At 65.0% G+C, this 15,520-nt stretch carries 15 protein-coding genes and 1 tRNA gene; all 16 read right to left on the bottom strand.

Going from position 1 to position 15,520, the window contains the following annotated elements; all coding sequences use genetic code 11:
• Positions 1 to 141: GTP-binding protein (locus VFQ05_14230; protein ID HET9327920.1), on the bottom strand; the 141-nt coding region annotated here is incomplete at its 3' end.
• Between the two features lie 74 nt (positions 142 to 215).
• Positions 216 to 2,294, bottom strand: coding sequence for an elongation factor G (gene fusA / locus VFQ05_14225; GenBank protein HET9327919.1), 2,079 nt, complete (start codon positions 2,292 to 2,294; stop codon positions 216 to 218).
• A 171-nt stretch (positions 2,295 to 2,465) separates the two neighbouring features.
• Positions 2,466 to 2,936: a 30S ribosomal protein S7 gene (gene rpsG, locus VFQ05_14220; GenBank protein ID HET9327918.1), complete on the bottom strand. Its 471-nt coding sequence runs from the start codon at positions 2,934 to 2,936 to the stop codon at positions 2,466 to 2,468.
• A 96-nt stretch (positions 2,937 to 3,032) separates the two neighbouring features.
• The gene (gene rpsL, locus VFQ05_14215; protein ID HET9327917.1) at positions 3,033 to 3,401 is read right to left on the bottom strand and encodes a 30S ribosomal protein S12; all 369 of its coding nucleotides are present in this window, start codon (positions 3,399 to 3,401) and stop codon (positions 3,033 to 3,035) included.
• Positions 3,402 to 3,525: 124 nt separating this feature from the next.
• The gene (gene rpoC, locus VFQ05_14210; protein HET9327916.1) at positions 3,526 to 7,743 is read right to left on the bottom strand and encodes a DNA-directed RNA polymerase subunit beta'; all 4,218 of its coding nucleotides are present in this window, start codon (positions 7,741 to 7,743) and stop codon (positions 3,526 to 3,528) included.
• Between the two features lie 74 nt (positions 7,744 to 7,817).
• Positions 7,818 to 11,687 carry a DNA-directed RNA polymerase subunit beta gene (gene rpoB, locus VFQ05_14205; GenBank protein ID HET9327915.1) on the bottom strand — a complete coding sequence of 1,290 codons (3,870 nt, stop codon included), beginning with the start codon at positions 11,685 to 11,687 and terminating at the stop codon, positions 7,818 to 7,820.
• Between the two features lie 129 nt (positions 11,688 to 11,816).
• Positions 11,817 to 12,200 carry a 50S ribosomal protein L7/L12 gene (rplL, locus tag VFQ05_14200; GenBank protein ID HET9327914.1) on the bottom strand — a complete coding sequence of 128 codons (384 nt, stop codon included), beginning with the start codon at positions 12,198 to 12,200 and terminating at the stop codon, positions 11,817 to 11,819.
• A gap of 67 nt (positions 12,201 to 12,267) precedes the next feature.
• Positions 12,268 to 12,792, bottom strand: a complete 525-nt coding sequence (rplJ, locus tag VFQ05_14195; GenBank protein ID HET9327913.1) for a 50S ribosomal protein L10 — start codon at positions 12,790 to 12,792, stop codon at positions 12,268 to 12,270.
• A 9-nt stretch (positions 12,793 to 12,801) separates the two neighbouring features.
• Positions 12,802 to 13,512 carry a 50S ribosomal protein L1 gene (gene rplA / locus VFQ05_14190; protein HET9327912.1) on the bottom strand — a complete coding sequence of 237 codons (711 nt, stop codon included), beginning with the start codon at positions 13,510 to 13,512 and terminating at the stop codon, positions 12,802 to 12,804.
• Between the two features lie 103 nt (positions 13,513 to 13,615).
• Positions 13,616 to 13,816 carry a hypothetical protein gene (locus VFQ05_14185; GenBank protein HET9327911.1) on the bottom strand — a complete coding sequence of 67 codons (201 nt, stop codon included), beginning with the start codon at positions 13,814 to 13,816 and terminating at the stop codon, positions 13,616 to 13,618.
• Positions 13,817 to 13,838: 22 nt separating this feature from the next.
• On the bottom strand, positions 13,839 to 14,264 hold the full coding sequence (rplK, locus tag VFQ05_14180; GenBank protein HET9327910.1) for a 50S ribosomal protein L11: 426 nt from the start codon (positions 14,262 to 14,264) through the stop codon (positions 13,839 to 13,841).
• Positions 14,265 to 14,285: 21 nt separating this feature from the next.
• A complete protein-coding gene (nusG, locus tag VFQ05_14175) occupies positions 14,286 to 14,816 on the bottom strand; it encodes a transcription termination/antitermination protein NusG (GenBank protein ID HET9327909.1) in 531 nt (176 codons plus the stop codon).
• Positions 14,817 to 14,827: 11 nt separating this feature from the next.
• A complete protein-coding gene (gene secE / locus VFQ05_14170) occupies positions 14,828 to 15,019 on the bottom strand; it encodes a preprotein translocase subunit SecE (GenBank protein ID HET9327908.1) in 192 nt (63 codons plus the stop codon).
• A 63-nt stretch (positions 15,020 to 15,082) separates the two neighbouring features.
• Positions 15,083 to 15,160: transfer RNA gene (locus VFQ05_14165), tRNA-Trp, on the bottom strand.
• Positions 15,161 to 15,210: 50 nt separating this feature from the next.
• The gene (gene rpmG, locus VFQ05_14160; GenBank protein ID HET9327907.1) at positions 15,211 to 15,360 is read right to left on the bottom strand and encodes a 50S ribosomal protein L33; all 150 of its coding nucleotides are present in this window, start codon (positions 15,358 to 15,360) and stop codon (positions 15,211 to 15,213) included.
• A 12-nt stretch (positions 15,361 to 15,372) separates the two neighbouring features.
• On the bottom strand, positions 15,373 to 15,520 hold a 148-nt coding region (gene tuf / locus VFQ05_14155), incomplete at its 5' end, for an elongation factor Tu (GenBank protein HET9327906.1).

Below are 15,520 nucleotides of genomic sequence, written 5' to 3'. Positions count from 1 at the left end.
GTCACGCACCTGGATCGTCGGATTGTTCTGCGCCAACACCATCGTGATCGCCGCCGTCAAGGTCGTCTTCCCGTGGTCCACGTGACCAATCGTCCCCACGTTCACGTGCGGCTTCGTCCGCTCGAACTTCTGCTTGGCCATTTGAACCAACCTCCGTGGCTGCGATCGCGTTTCAGGAGCGGCGCCGTTCCAGGCGCGACTCGGATCTTTCCGTTCTATCCTCTGACCTTGGCCACGATCTCCTCCGCCACTGCCTGGGGCAGAGTCTCGTAGCGTGAGAACTGCATCGAGTACACGGCGCGCCCCTGAGAGATCGAGCGCATGCGCGTGGCATAACCGAACATCTCCGCGAGCGGCACCGAGGCTGCGATCACCCGGGCGTCCGAGCGCGTGAACATGCCGCCGATGCGGCCGCGCCGTGACGACAGGTCGCCGATGATGTCACCCATGTACTCCTCGGGAACCACGACCTCGACGTCCATCACCGGCTCGAGCAGGCGCGGCTTGGCTTTCTGACAGGCCTCCTTGAAAGCCATCGAGGCGGCGATCTTGAACGCCATCTCGGAGCTGTCCACCTCGTGGTAGGAGCCGTCGAGCAGCGTGACCTGCACGTCCACCACCGGGTAGCTGGCGAGCACGCCGCTCCGCATGGCTTCCTCGACACCCTTCTCGACCGCCGGGATGTATTCCTTGGGGATCGCTCCGCCCACGACTTCGTTCTCGAACACGAAGCCCTTTCCGGGCTCGAGCGGCTCCACCTTGAGGATGACGTCCGCGAACATGCCCTTGCCGCCGGTCTGGCGCACGAAACGGTGCCGCACCTGGGCCGGCACCGAGATGGTCTCGCGGTACGCGACCTGAGGCTTGCCGACGTTGGCCTGGACGTTGAACTCGCGCTTCATGCGGTCGACGATGATCTCGAGGTGCAGCTCGCCCATTCCGGAGATCACGGTCTGCGCGGTCTCTTCGTCGGTGCGGACCCGGAACGTCGGATCCTCCTCGGCCAGCCGCACGAGCGCGTTCGACATCTTCTCTTCGTCGGCCTTCGACTTGGGCTCGATCGCGACGTCCACGACGGGCTCGGGGAAATGCATGGCCTCGAGCGCGATGGGATGCTTCGGATCGCACAGCGTCGTGCCGGTGGTCACCTTCTTGAAGCCGATGCCGGCCGCGATGTCGCCGGCGTACACCTCGCTCACCTCTTCGCGCTTGTTGGCGTGCATCTGCACCAGACGGCCGATGCGCTCGTGGCGCCCGGTCGCCGGATTGAGCACACCGTCGCCCGAGTTCACGGTCCCGGAGTACACGCGGAAGAACGTGAGCTTCCCCACATAGGGGTCGGTCATGATCTTGAATGCCAGCGCGGAAAAGTACTCGTCGTCCTGCGGCTTGCGGGTGACGTGCTCGAAGGTCTGGGCGTCCTGGCCCTGCACCGGCGGCTTGTCGAGCGGCGAGGGCAGGAACTCCACGACCGCGTCGAGCAGCCGCTGCACGCCCTTGTTCTTGAACGCCGATCCGCACAGCACGGGCGTGATGCGTCCCTGCAGCGTGCCCGAGCGGATCGCGCGCCGCAGATCATCGCCGGTGTAAGGCTTCTCGTGGAGGTAGTCGTCGAGCAGCTGCTCGTCGAACTCGGCCACCGTCTCCAGCAAGTGGAAGCGCGCGCGATTGGCCATGTCGACCAGGTCGCGCGGGATGTCGTGGACGTCGAACGTCGTGCCCTGGCTCGCTTCGTGGTAGGTGATCGCCTGCATGTCCACCAGGTCGATCACGCCCTGGAACTGCTCGGCCAGGATCATCGGCACCTGGATCGGCACCGGCTTGGCGCCGAGGCGGCCTTCCATCATGCGGATGACGTTGTCGAAGTCGGCGCCGACGCGGTCCATCTTGTTCACGAACGCGATGCGCGGAACGTTGTACTTGTCGGCCTGGCGCCACACCGTCTCGGACTGCGGCTCCACGCCGCCCACGGCGCAGAACACGGCGACCGCGCCGTCGAGCACGCGCAGGCTGCGCTCCACTTCGACGGTGAAGTCCACGTGCCCGGGGGTATCGATGATATTGACGCGGTGGTCGCGCCACATGCAGGTGGTGGCGGCGGAGGTGATCGTGATCCCGCGCTCGCGCTCCTGATCCATCCAATCCATCGTGGCGGCGCCTTCGTGCACCTCGCCCACGCGGTGGATGCGGCCCGTATAGAAGAGGATGCGCTCGGTCAAGGTGGTCTTGCCGGCGTCGATGTGGGCCATGATCCCGATATTGCGATATCGGTCCAACGGGTACTGCCGAGGCATCTGATTCGTCTTCCTTCAGGTTCTAGAGTGCTGCGATAAGTCACCACCTGCCTTTCCGTCTTAGAAAGCGCGGTGATGCGTCTTTTGTGGCCATCGGACGTTTCGCCAGACGTCGGCGCATGAGCGCCGCTATCCAGGCCGGCCCTGGGGCCGGCCTTTACCGTCGATGGGCTACCAGCGGTAATGAGCGAAGGCCTTGTTCGCCTCCGCCATCTTGTGCGTGTCTTCGCGCTTCTTCACCGCGCCGCCTTCGTTTCGCGAAGCCGACATCAGCTCCGCCGCCAGGCGCTCCGCAAACGTGTGGTCCGCCCGCGCTCGCGCGAAGCTGATGAGCCAGCGGATGGCCAGTGCGTTGCGCCGGTCGGGGCGAACCTCGACCGGAACCTGGTAGTTGGCGCCTCCCACCCGTCGAGACTTCACCTCGAGCACCGGCTTGACGTTCGTCATCGCCTGCTTCAAGACCGTCATGGCGTCCTGCCCGGTCTTCTGCTCGAGCATCTGCATCGCCGAATAGAAGTGTTGTTCGGCCACGGCACGCTTGCCGCGCCCCATCATCCCGTTCACGAAACGGGTGACGAGCACGTTGTCGTACTTCGGATCCGGCACCGACTCGCGCCGGGGTGCACTGCCTTTACGCGGCATGGTTCACATTCCTTTTACGAGATCGCCGAAAGGACCCTGGGTCCCGCCGACGACGACAACGCACGGCAATCCTGATCGGATTCGCCGTGCTCTGCCCTACTTCGACTTCGTGCCGTACTTGGAGCGACTCTGCTTACGCCCGGTGACGCCACTGGCGTCGAGCGTTCCGCGGACGATGTGATAGCGCACGCCCGGCAGATCCTTCACACGACCGCCGCGAATCAGCACGATCGAGTGCTCCTGCAGGTTGTGCCCCTCGCCCGGGATGTAGCAGGTGACTTCGATGCCGTTCGTGAGCCGCACGCGCGCCACCTTGCGCAGCGCCGAATTGGGCTTCTTCGGCGTGGTGGTGTACACGCGAGTGCAGACGCCACGCTTCTGGGGACACCCCTTCAGCGCGGGCGCACCGGTCTTGCTCTTTTGCGGCCGCCGGCCATGACGGACCAGCTGGCTCAACGTCGGCACAGTCTACCTCCAACGGTATGGCTGCTATGGGCTTGCGCGGATTGGTAGGCCACGGTATCCGTGAAGTCGTTCCTCTCACCGTCGCCGCGCAGACCGGGCACTGTAAATGCCTGATTTTCCACTGTCAAGCCGTCTTTGCCCCCTCGACTTCCTCGACCACCGCCGCCGCCTGCTTCTCGGACTCGAGCCTGAGCCGGCGATAGACCGACATGCCGGTCCCGGCCGGGATCAGGTGGCCGATGATCACGTTCTCCTTGAGTCCCCGCAGGTGATCGACCTTGCCCTGGATGGCGGCTTCGGTGAGCACGCGCGTGGTCTCCTGGAAGGAAGCCGCCGAGATGAAGCTCTCGGTCGAGAGCGATGCCTTGGTGATCCCGAGCAGCAGCGGCTTGAAGGTCGCGGGTGACTGGCCCTCCTTCAGCAGGCGCTCGTTCTCCTCGAGCACCGCGAGACGGTCCACCGCTTCGCCTTCGAGGAACGCGCTGTCGCCCGGATCCTCGATCCGCACCTTCTGCAGCATCTGGCGCACGATGACTTCGATGTGCTTGTCGTCGATGCGCACGCCCTGCAGCCGGTAGACCTCCTGGATCTCGTTGACGAGGTACTCCTGCACCTCCTCGATGCCCTTGATCTGGAGGATGTCGTGCGGATTGATCGGGCCCTCGGTCAGACGGTCGCCGGCCCGCACCGGGCTTCCCTCCTGGACGTGGAGGTGGCGACCCTGCGGGATCTGGTACTCCTTGGTGTCGCCGTCGTCGCTGCGCACCACCAGCTTGCGCATGCCGCGCGAGACACCGCCGAACTCCACGCGCCCGTCGATCTCGGACACGATCGCAGCGTCCTTGGGACGGCGCGCCTCGAACAGCTCGGCGACACGGGGCAGACCGCCCGTGATGTCCCGGGTCTTCGAGGCCTCGCGGCGAGTCTTGACGATCGGATCGCCGGCAACCACCTCCTGGCCGTCCCGGACCTCGAGCCGGGCCCCCGTCGGCAGCGGATAGTGGGCGAGCTTGGAGCCGGTGTTCTTGTCGAGCAGATCGATCGCCGGCTGGAGCTCCTTGTTCCGGTCTTCCATGATCACCAGCAGCTTCTTGCCGGTGGTGTCGTCGACCTCGTCGCGCACCGTGACCTTGTCCTTCACGTCCACGAAGCGCACGACTCCGGTCTTCTCCGAGACGACGGGGACGTTGTAGATGTCCCATTCGAACAGCACCTGCTCGGTCTCGACGGTCTGCTTGTCGTTGACGAACAGATGAGCGCCGTAGGGCACCGTGTAGCGCTGGCGCACGCGACCCACGTCGTCGTGAAGCTCGATCTCACCACTGCGCCCGGTGCACACCAGCACGCCGCTGTGGTAGGTCACGAATTCCACGTCCTTGAACCGGACCGATCCCGCCTCCTTCGCGGTCGCGCGCGACTGCTCGACGATGCGCGCGGCCACGCCGCCGATGTGGAAGGTGCGGAGCGTCAGCTGCGTGCCGGGCTCGCCGATCGACTGGGCGGCGATGACGCCCACCGCTTCGCCGAGGTCCACCGGCCTTCCGGTCGCCAGGTTGCGCCCGTAGCACTTGCCGCAAACGCCGCGACGCGCGTCGCAGGTGAGCACGGAGCGGATGCGGATCTTCTCGAGTCCGGCCTTGGCCGCCTCCTCGATCCGGTCCGCGATCTCTTCATCCACCAGCATTCCCGCCTCGACGATGGTCTCGCTGGAGATCGGGTGGATGACGTCTTCGGCGACCACCCGGCCGAGCGTGCGATCGGCCAGCGGCTCGATGATGTCCTCGCCGTCCTTGAGCGCGCCGACCGACAGGCCGCGGATCGTGCCGCAGTCGTATTCGTTGATGATCATGTCCTGCGCGACGTCGACCAGACGGCGCGTGAGGTAACCGGCGTCGGCGGTCTTGAGCGCAGTGTCGGCCAGACCCTTGCGCGCGCCGTGCGTGGAGATGAAGTACTCCAGCACGCTCAGACCTTCCTTGAAGTTGTGGATGACCGGCGACTCGATGATCTCGCCCAGGCCTCCGGTGATCTTCTTCTGAGGCTTGGCCATCAGGCCGCGCATGCCCGCCAGCTGGCGGACCTGCTCGCGGTTACCGCGCGATCCCGAGTCGGCCATCATGAAGATCGGGTTGAACCCGTCGCGGTCCTTGGAAAGACCCTCGAAGGTGATCTCCTCGACTTCGGTGGTGGCCAGGGTCCAGGTGTTGATGACCTTGTTGTAGCGCTCGCCTTCGGTGATCACGCCGCGCCGGTAGTTGAGGTTGATCTGATCCACTTCGGCGCGCGCCCGCGAGATGATCTCGTTCTTCTCGGGCGGAATGCGGACGTCGTCGATGCCGACCGTGAACCCGGCCTGTGTGGCGAACTTGAAGCCGAGGTCCTTGAGCGCGTCGAGCAGATCCGAGGTGATCTCCGCGCCCAGGCGGGCGTAGCAGTCGCCCACCAGCTTCTCGAGCGTCTTCTTGTCCATGGTCTCGTTGATGAAGCCGAGATCGCTGGGCAGCACTTCGTTGAAGAGCACCCGGCCGGCGGTGGTGATCACGTAGCCGCCCCGGTCGAGCGTGCTGGCGCGCGTGACGTTGAGGCCCGCGGCCCGCAGCGCGATCCGGGCATGGAGCGAGATCTCGGCCGAATCGAAGGCGGCGCGCACCTCGGTGGTGCCATGGAACGTGCGCAGTCGCCGAGGATCTGCGGGCTGGAGACCCGCCTCGGCGGCGTGCGGGTTGAGCGCCTCGCCCCGGGTCTGCGTGAGGTAGTGGCATCCGAGCACGATGTCCTGGTTCGGCGTCGCCAGAGGCTTGCCGTGCGCCGGCGACAGGATGTTGTGCGTCGACAGCATGAGCAGGCTGGTCTCGATCTGCGCCTCGAACGACAGCGGCACGTGCACCGCCATCTGGTCGCCGTCGAAGTCGGCGTTGAACGCCTGGCAGACCAGCGGGTGGATCTTGATCGCCTTGCCTTCCACCAGCACCGGCTCGAACCCCTGGATGCCGAGGCGGTGGAGCGTCGGCGCGCGGTTGAGCAGCACCGGATGGTTCTCGATGATCTCGCCCAGGATGTCCCACACCTCGGGCTTCTCGCGCTCGACCAGCCGCTTGGCGCTCTTGACCGTCTGCACGTAGCCGCGGTCCTCGAGCTTGCGGATGATGAAGGGCTTGAACAGCTCGAGCGCCATGTTCTTCGGCAATCCGCACTGGTTGAGCCGCAGCTCGGGCCCGACGACGATCACCGAGCGGCCCGAGTAGTCGACACGCTTGCCGAGCAGGTTCTGCCGGAACCGGCCCTGCTTGCCTTTGAGCATGTCGGACAGCGACTTGAGCGGACGGTTGCCCTGGCCGCGCACGGCGCGGCTGCGGCGGCCATTGTCGAACAACGCGTCCACGGCCTCCTGCAGCATGCGCTTCTCGTTGCGCAGGATGACCTCGGGCGCCTTGATGTCGATGAGCTTCTTGAGACGGTTGTTGCGGTTGATGACCCGGCGGTAGAGATCGTTGAGGTCCGACGTCGCGAACCGGCCGCCCTCGAGCGGCACCAGCGGGCGCAGGTCGGGAGGCAGCACTGGAACCGTCTCGAGGATCATCCATTCGGGGCGATTGCCGCTGTGGCGGAACGCCTCGACGATGCGCAGACGCTTGAGCGTCTCCTTCTTGCGCTGCACCGAGGTCTCGATCTTGGCCTTGGCGCGCAGGTCGGCCTGGAGCTCTTCGAGATCCAGCTCCCCCAGCATGTCGCGAATCGCCTCGGCGCCCATCTTGGCTTTGAGACCCGAGTCGGGCTGCTCTTCCATGACCTCGTTGAACTGGTCCTCGGTGATGATCTCCTTCTTCTTGAAGCCGGTATTGCCGGGATCGATCACCACGAACGACTCGTAGTAGAGGATGCGCTCGAGGTCGCGGATGCTCATGTCGAGCAGGTGGCCGATGCGCGACGGCACACCCTTGAAGAACCAGATGTGCGACACCGGCACCGCCAGCTCGATGTGGCCGAGCCGCTCGCGCCGCACCTTGGCCTGCGTGACCTCGACACCGCAGCGGTCACAGATGACCCCCCGGTAGCGGATGCGCTTGTACTTGCCGCAATTGCACTCCCAGTCCTTGACCGGGCCGAAGATCTTCTCGCAGAAAAGCCCGTCCTTCTCGGGCTTGAACGACCGATAGTTGATGGTCTCTGGCTTCGTCACCTCGCCGTGCGACCAGCTGCGGATGACGTCTGGCGACGCCAGCCGGATGCGGATGGAATTGAACGCGGCACGACGGCGCTGTTCCTGCTCTTCGAGCCGGCTCAACCCCAACTTTCCTGCGGCCACGCTCAGCGGCGACTGCAGTTCCGTTTCCTGCATCATCTCGTGTCTCCTCGGGACCTAAGCGAGTCGCGGCCTGCGGCGAACAACACCCCGGCGCGCCTCATGCACGGCGCTCACACTTCTTCGAACTGCACTTCCAGGCAGAGACTCTGCAATTCCTTCACGAGAACGTTGAATGATTCGGGCACGCCCGGCTCCGGAGGGTTCTCCCCCTTCACGATTGCCTCATAGATCCGGGATCGTCCCGACACGTCGTCACTCTTGACGGTCAGCAGCTCCTGGAGCGTGTACGCGGCGCCATAGGCTTCGAGCGCCCACACCTCCATTTCGCCGAAGCGCTGGCCGCCGAACTGGGCCTTGCCTCCGAGCGGCTGCTGGGTGACCAGGGAGTAGGGACCGGTCGAGCGCGCGTGGATCTTGTCGTCGACCAGGTGACTGAGCTTCATCATGTAGATGTAGCCCACGGTGACGCGCTCGTCGAAGGCCTCGCCGATCCGGCCGTCGTACAGCTCGGTCTTGCCATCGGTCGGCAGGCCCGCTTCGGTCAGCTCTGACTTGATCTCGTCGACCGTCGCGCCGGCGAACACCGGCGTCGCGCAGTTGTAGCCCAGCTGGTGCGCGGCCCAGCCGAGGTGCGTCTCGAGCACCTGGCCGATGTTCATCCGTGAGGGCACGCCCAGTGGATTGAGGACGATCTCGATCGGCGTGCCATCCGGCATGTACGGCAGGTCTTCCTCGGGCAGGATCTTGGCGACCACGCCCTTGTTGCCGTGCCGTCCAGCCATCTTGTCGCCCACCGAGAGCTTGCGCTTCTTGGCGATGTAGACCTTCACCAGCTTGACCACCCCCGGCGGCAGCTCGTCGCCGCGGGTGACCTTCTCGATCTCCTTTTCCAGCTCCTTCTCGCAGCGCGTGAACGCCGACTGCGCGCCGTCCATCGCCGCCCAGAACCGCTCGTTGAGCCGGGCGTCCTCGGTGACCGGAGTTCCCCAGGCGACGTCGTCGAGGTCGATCTCGGCGAGGAACTCGCGCGTGAACTTGCGGCCCTTCCGGGCCACCGGCTCTCCGGTCGAGGCGCTGCGCATGACGTTCACCAGCTGCTCGTCGAGCAGCTCGGCGACGGTCGCCAGACGAACGTCGGCGATGCGCTCGCGCTCCTTCTTGCTCTCGCGGCGCAGCTTGTCGATCTTCTTCTTCTCCTGCTGCTTGGTGCCTTCGTCCTTCTCGCGGCGTGAGAAGACCTTGATGTCGATGACGATGCCGTCCATCCCGGGCGGCGCCTTGAGCGAGGCATCGCGCACGTCGCCGGCCTTGTCGCCGAAGATCGCTTTGAGCAGCCGCTCTTCCGGAGACAGCTCCTGCTCGCCTTTCGGCGTGACCTTGCCGACCAGGATGTCGCCCTGGCGCACGCGGGCGCCGATGCGAATGATGCCTTCCTCGTCGAGGTTCTTGACCGCCTCCTCGGACACGTTGGGGATCTCGCGGGTGATCTCTTCCACGCCGCGCTTGGTGTCACGGACCTGCAGCTCGAACTCCTCGATGTGGATCGAGGTGAACACGTCGTCCTTGATGAGCTTCTCGCTCACCAGGATGGCGTCCTCGAAGTTGTAGCCGCCCCAGGGCATGAACGCGCACAGCACGTTGCGCCCGAGCGCCAGCTCGCCTTCCTTCGTGGCCGGACCATCGGCGATCACCTGGCCCTTCTTGACCTTCTGTCCTTCGGTCACGATCGGCCGCTGGTTCAGGCAGGTGTCCTGGTTCGAGCGCCGGAACTTGGTGAGCCGGTAGATGTCGAGGTTCGGCTGCTCGCTGTAGTCGACCGCGACCTCTTCGGCATCCCGCTCGTAGCGAATCGCGATCATCTCGCCCGATACGAACTCCACGACACCCGAGCGCCTGGCCAGCACCAGGGCGCCCGAATCCTGGGCGACCTTGTCTTCGAGACCGGTTCCGACCAGCGGCGACTCCGTCTCGAGCAGCGGCACGGCCTGGCGCTGCATGTTGGAGCCCATCAGCGCGCGGTTGGCGTCGTCATGCTCGAGGAACGGAATGAGGGCCGCGGCCGGCGAAACCAGCTGGATGGGCGAAACGTCCATGTACTCGACCTCGGTCTTGTCGATGGTCGGGTACTCGCCGCGGAACCTCACCGTGAGCGAGGGATCGGACAGCCCACCCGTGCGCTTGTCGAACGGCGTGTTGGCCGGAGCGATGTGCGAGCGGTCCTCGACGTCAGCCGCGAGGAACTCCGGCTTCTTGCGGTCCAGCGTGCCGTCCTGCACGCGGAAGTACGGCGTCTCGAGGAAGCCGAACTCGTTCACCCGCGCGTACGTCGAGAGCGACGAGATGAGACCGATGTTCGGCCCTTCCGGCGTCTCGATCGGGCACATCCGTCCGTAGTGCGTGTAATGCACGTCGCGCACCTCGAAGCCGGCGCGATCGCGCGTCAGCCCGCCGGGGCCGAGCGCCGAGAGACGACGCTTGTTGGTGAGCTCCGCCAGCGGATTGGTCTGGTCCATGAACTGCGAAAGCTGCGAGCTCCCGAAGAAGCTCTGGACCACGGCCGAGATGGTGCGGGCGTTGACCAGGTCCGTGGGCGTCACGTTCTCCTGGTCCTGAAGCGACATGCGCTCCCGGATGATGCGGGCCATGCGGGCCAGGCCGATGTTGAATTGGTTGGCCAGCAGCTCGCCCACCGAGCGCACGCGGCGGTTGCCGAGATGGTCGATATCGTCCGTCACCGCGGGGTCCGCGCCGCGATCGGTCACCATGTCCCCGCCCGTCCGCAGCATGAGCAGGTACTTCACGATGACGATGAAGTCCTCGCGGCAGAGCGTGGTGTGGTTGAGATCGGGAATCCCCAGGCCGAGGCTGCGGCGCACTTCGCGTCCCGGCAGCAGGAATTCGTGCGGCAGCTTCTGGTTGAGCTTGTACCGCCCGACCCGCGCCAGGTCGTAGCGTTTGGGATTGAAGAACAGCTTGTTGAGGATCTCGCGGGCCGAATCGGCGCGCGGCGGCTCGCCGGGACGCAGCAGACTGTAGATGCGGTGCAGCGCCTCTTCCTGCGAGCGCGTTGGGTCCTTGCGCAGGGTGTTGCGAACGACGTCCGCCTCATCCTGCTTCGGGATGATGTAGACCTCGAGGTTCTCGAGACCCGCGCGCTTGATGACCTCCACCTTCTCAGGCGTGATCTCGTCGTTGGCCTCGAGCAGGATCTCGCCGGTGGCCTCATCGACCAGGTCCTGGGCGCAGATGCGTCCCAGGGCGCCTTCGACCTTCTTGCCCCGCACGTCGAGCGTCTCGCGCTCGTGGAACAGGTCGAGGATCTCGCGGTCGCTCACGAATCCGAGCGCGCGCAGCAGCACGGTGACCGGCAGCTTCCGCTTGCGGTCGATGTGCACGTGCATGATGTCGTTGACGTCGAGGCTGAACTCCACCCACGAGCCGCGGTAGGGAATGATCCGCGCCGAGAACAACTGCTTGCCGTTCGGGTGGGTGAGCTCGTCGAAGAACACGCCGGGCGAGCGGTGGAGCTGCGACACGATGACGCGCTCCGCTCCGTTGATGATGAACGTGCCGCTCTCGGTGATGAGCGGCAGCTCACCCAGGTAGACCTCCTGCTCGATCACGTCCTTGTCGCGCCGGACACCGTCCACTTCCTCGCGCGTGATGAGCCGAAGCCGCGCCTTGAGCGGCGCCGAGAAGGTGAGGTCGCGCTCGACGCACTCATCCATCGAGTACTTGGGCTCGCCGATGTCGTAGGCCACGAACGCGAGCTCGAACAGCTCGCGCGGGTCGCTGATGGGAAAGACCCCGGTGAAGACCTCCTGCAGGCCCTCGTTGCGGCGCCGCATCGGGTCGGTCTCCATCTGCAGGAAGTCCCGGAAGCTCTTGAGCTGGACTTCGAGCAGATTGGGAATCTGGAGATTCCATTCGCGGTCGATCTTGCTGAAGCTCTTGCGATCCTTCCGACGTGTCGTCTTCAAAGCCTTCTGCCTCTCTCGCGTGGAGGAACGACATCCTCGCGGTCCGGTCTGCGCGGGCGAGCGCGCCGGCCGAACGGCGTGGGGCCACGACGTCTCCGCGGCGGGCACGCTGCCCGCCCGGAGAGCCGGTTACTTGATCTCGACGGAGGCGCCCTGCTCCTCGAGCTTGGCCTTCATGTCGGCGGCCTCTTGCTTCGTCACCTTGTCCTTGACCGTCTTGGGCGCGCCGTCGACCAGGTCCTTGGCTTCCTTGAGTCCAAGCCCGGTCAGCTCGCGCACGACCTTGATGACCTGGATCTTCTTGTCGCCGGCGCTCGTGAGAACGACGTCGAACTCCGTCTTCTCTTCCACGGCGGCCGCGCCGCCTCCCGCCATGCCGCCCATCGGCATCGCCATCATGGGCGCGGCGGCGGTGACGCCGAACTTCTCTTCGTATTGCTTCTTGAGCTCGGCCAGCTCCATCACCGTCATGTTGCCGATGAGGTCGAGCACCTGATCAATCGCGGTCGCCATCTTTCCGATTCTCCTTCCAGGGTCTGACTGTTTCGAAAACCTCAGGCCGAGCGGCGCTCGGCGTCGTTCACGCGGTCTTGCTCTTTTCCCGCTCCAGAACGTCCGCCATCGTGGCGGGCAGCCGCAGCGTGGCTTCGATCGCGGCCAGGAACTGCGTCATCGGCGCGATGAAGGTGCTCAGTACCTGCGAGAGCAGCACTTCGCGGCTCGGCAGCGTCGCCAGCACGCCAACCGACTTCTGGTCGAACAACCGTCCGTCCACGAAGGCCGCCTTGACGCGCGGACGCTCGTGGGCCTTGGCGAAATCCACCAGGATCTTGGCGGGCGCCAACTCATTGACCGGGCTGAACACGACGCCGGTCGGTCCGTTCAGGTGCTCGTCGAGCGCGGAGATTCCCTGGGCATTGAGCGCGCGCTTGAGCAAAGTGTTCTTGACCACGTGGAACTGGATCTGCTGCTCCCGGCACTGTTTGCGGAGCAGCGAGATCTTCTCCACGGTCATGCCGCTGAAGTCCGCGAGGAACACCCCGCGGACGCCTTCGAGGCGCGCGGACGTGTCCTCGATGATCCGCTGCTTTTCGGCGGTGGGCATCTCGCTCTCCTATCGGCTCAACGAGGCCGTCACGGCCGTCGGATCGAGCACGATTCCGGGACCCATCGTCGCGCTCAGGGTCAATGACTTGATGTACGTGCCCTTGGCGGCCGCCGGCTTGGCGCGCACCAGCTCGCGCAGGAACACCGACGCGTTCTCGAGCAGCTTCTCCTGGTCGAACGACGCCTTGCCGACGGGCGCGTGCACGTTCGACCCCTTGTCCACTCTGAATTCGATCTTGCCCGCCTTGAGCTCCTTGACGGCCTTGGCCACGTCGAACGTCACCGTGCCGCTCTTGGGATTGGGCATGAGCCCTCGCGGACCCAGCACGCGTCCGAGCTTGCCCACCTCGCCCATCAGGTCGGGCGTCGCCACGATGGCGTCCACCTCGAGCCAGCCGTCCTGGATCTTCTTCACGTATTCGTCCGCTCCCACGAAGTCCGCGCCCGCCGCCTCGGCCTCCTTCTCACGGTCGCCCTTGCAGAGCACCAGCACCCTCAGGCTCTTTCCGGTGCCGTGGGGCAGCACCACCGTGCCGCGGACCAGCTGGTCCGAGTGCCGCGGGTCGACGCCGAGGTGAGAAGAGACCACGATGGTCTCGTCGAACTTGGCGCGCGCCGTCTGCTTGACCAGCTTCACCGCTTCGGCCAGATCCTTGACCGGACCGGCTTTGGTGGTCAGCTCGGACGCCGCTCGATATCGCTTGCCGTGCTTCATCATTCCTCCGTGGTGCCAGCGTGCCGGCCTGTGCCGGCACTCCCACGACTCAGGGGAAAGATCACGCCCCGGGCCGCGACCTCTCCTCGGCCCGCCGTGATCCTTGCTACGCCGATTCTTCTTCGACCGCCTCGAGCTCCGCTTCCGTCGCGTAGCCTTCCTTGACGACCCACTCGAGAGTCTCGATGAAGTCGTTGATGCTCGCTCCCGGAGCACGCGCGACGCGTTCGCGCACGATGTCGTAGATCTCGCGCGGCGTCTTGCCTCTCAGCAGCAGCTCGGCATCTTCCTTTTCCAGGCGAACCATCCGGGTCCTTCCCTTTCTTCTCTTAGTCGGCGATCTCGATACCCATGCTGCGGGCCGTCCCCATCACCATCCGCTCGGCGGCATCCACCGTGGCGGAATTGAGATCGGGCGCCTTGAGCTCGGCGATCTCGCGCACCTGCGTCCGCGACACCTTGCCGACCTTGGTGCGGTTGGGTACGCCCGAGCCCTTGGCAAGACCCGCCGCCCTCTTCAGCAGAATTGCCGCGGGCGGCGTCTTGGTGATGAACGTGAACGACCGATCGTTGTAGATCGTGATCACGACCGGAATCACCAGACCCGTCTGATGCTGGGTCCGGGCGTTGAATTGCTTGCAGAACTCCATGATGTTGATTCCATGCTGCCCCAGCGCCGGCCCCACGGGCGGTGCTGGAGTGGCATTGCCGGCATTGCACTGCAACTTCACCATCGCTTGTACTGGCTTCGCCATCGTCGCTGCTCCTGACCGGACCTAGACCGGCTGGACCTGAAGGAAGTCGAGCTCCACCGGCGTGGCGCGGCCGAAGATGCTGACCATCACCTTCACCTTTCCGCGCTCGTTGTTGACTTCGTCGACCACTCCCGAGAAGGCACTGAACGGGCCGTCGACCACTCTCACGTGGTCGCCGATCCTGAAGGTCACCGTCGGCACCGGCTTGGACTTGGTGGCCTCCATCTGTCCGAGGATCCGCCGGACCTCGTTTTCCTTGAGGGCGATCGCGCTCTGTCCGGAGCCGATGAAGCGCGTCACGCCCGGCACGTTCTGCACCAGATGTCGGGTCTCGTTGTTGAGCTCCATTTCGATCATCACGTAGGACGGAAAGGTCTTTCGCTTCGAGATCTTCCTCTTGCCGTCCTTCATCTCGGCGAAGTCCTCGGTGGCAACCAGGATCTGCCCGAAGTGTTCGCCGAGCCCCGAGGAGGTGATCGCCTTCTCCAGGTTCGTCTTCACCTTGTTCTCGTGGCCCGAGTACGTATGGACCACGTACCACCGCTTGGTCATGACGTCCTTGGTCATTTGAAGACCAGCCCCAGGCCGATGTTGAGAACCCGGTCCACCACGCCGATGTAAGCAGCGACGATCAGCACGGTGACGATCACCACGATCGTGGAAGCGCGCAGCTCGTCCCGCGTGGGCCAGCTCACCTTGGTGATCTCCACGCCGACGTTCTTCCAGAACTCGCGCATCCGACCGACCAACGACATCTCGATGCCTCCTCGACTCTCGCGACCTCTCGACTGCCCCGGCGTCCCTGCCGCCTTCCGGAATGGCAGGCCTGGAGGGATTTGAACCCCCGACTCCCGGTTTTGGAGACCGGTGCTCTAGCCGGACTGAGCTACAGGCCTACCGTTTTCTCTGGCTCGCCAGAGAAAACGGTCTCCCTCCCGAGTGCCTCTTACCGCGTCTCCTTGTGCTCCGTGTGCTTGCGACAGAACGGACAGAACTTCCGGAACTCCACCCGATCGGGATGGAGCCGCTTGTTCTTGGTGGTGATGTAGTTCCGTCGCTTGCAGTCGTTGCACGCCAACGTGACCTGATCCCGCACGACTTCCTCCGCCTACTTATCGATCTGGGTGACGACGCCGGCGCCGACCGTGCGCCCACCCTCGCGGATCGCGAACCGCAGCCCGTCTTCCATCGCGATCGGCGTGATCAGCTCCACGTCCATTCCGTCCACGTTGTCCCCGGGCATCACCATCTCCCGC

The organism is Candidatus Eisenbacteria bacterium, from assembly GCA_035712145.1.
Taxonomy (GTDB): Bacteria; Eisenbacteria; RBG-16-71-46; order RBG-16-71-46; family RBG-16-71-46; genus DASTBI01.
This window is presented reverse-complemented; position numbering and strand designations above follow the sequence as displayed.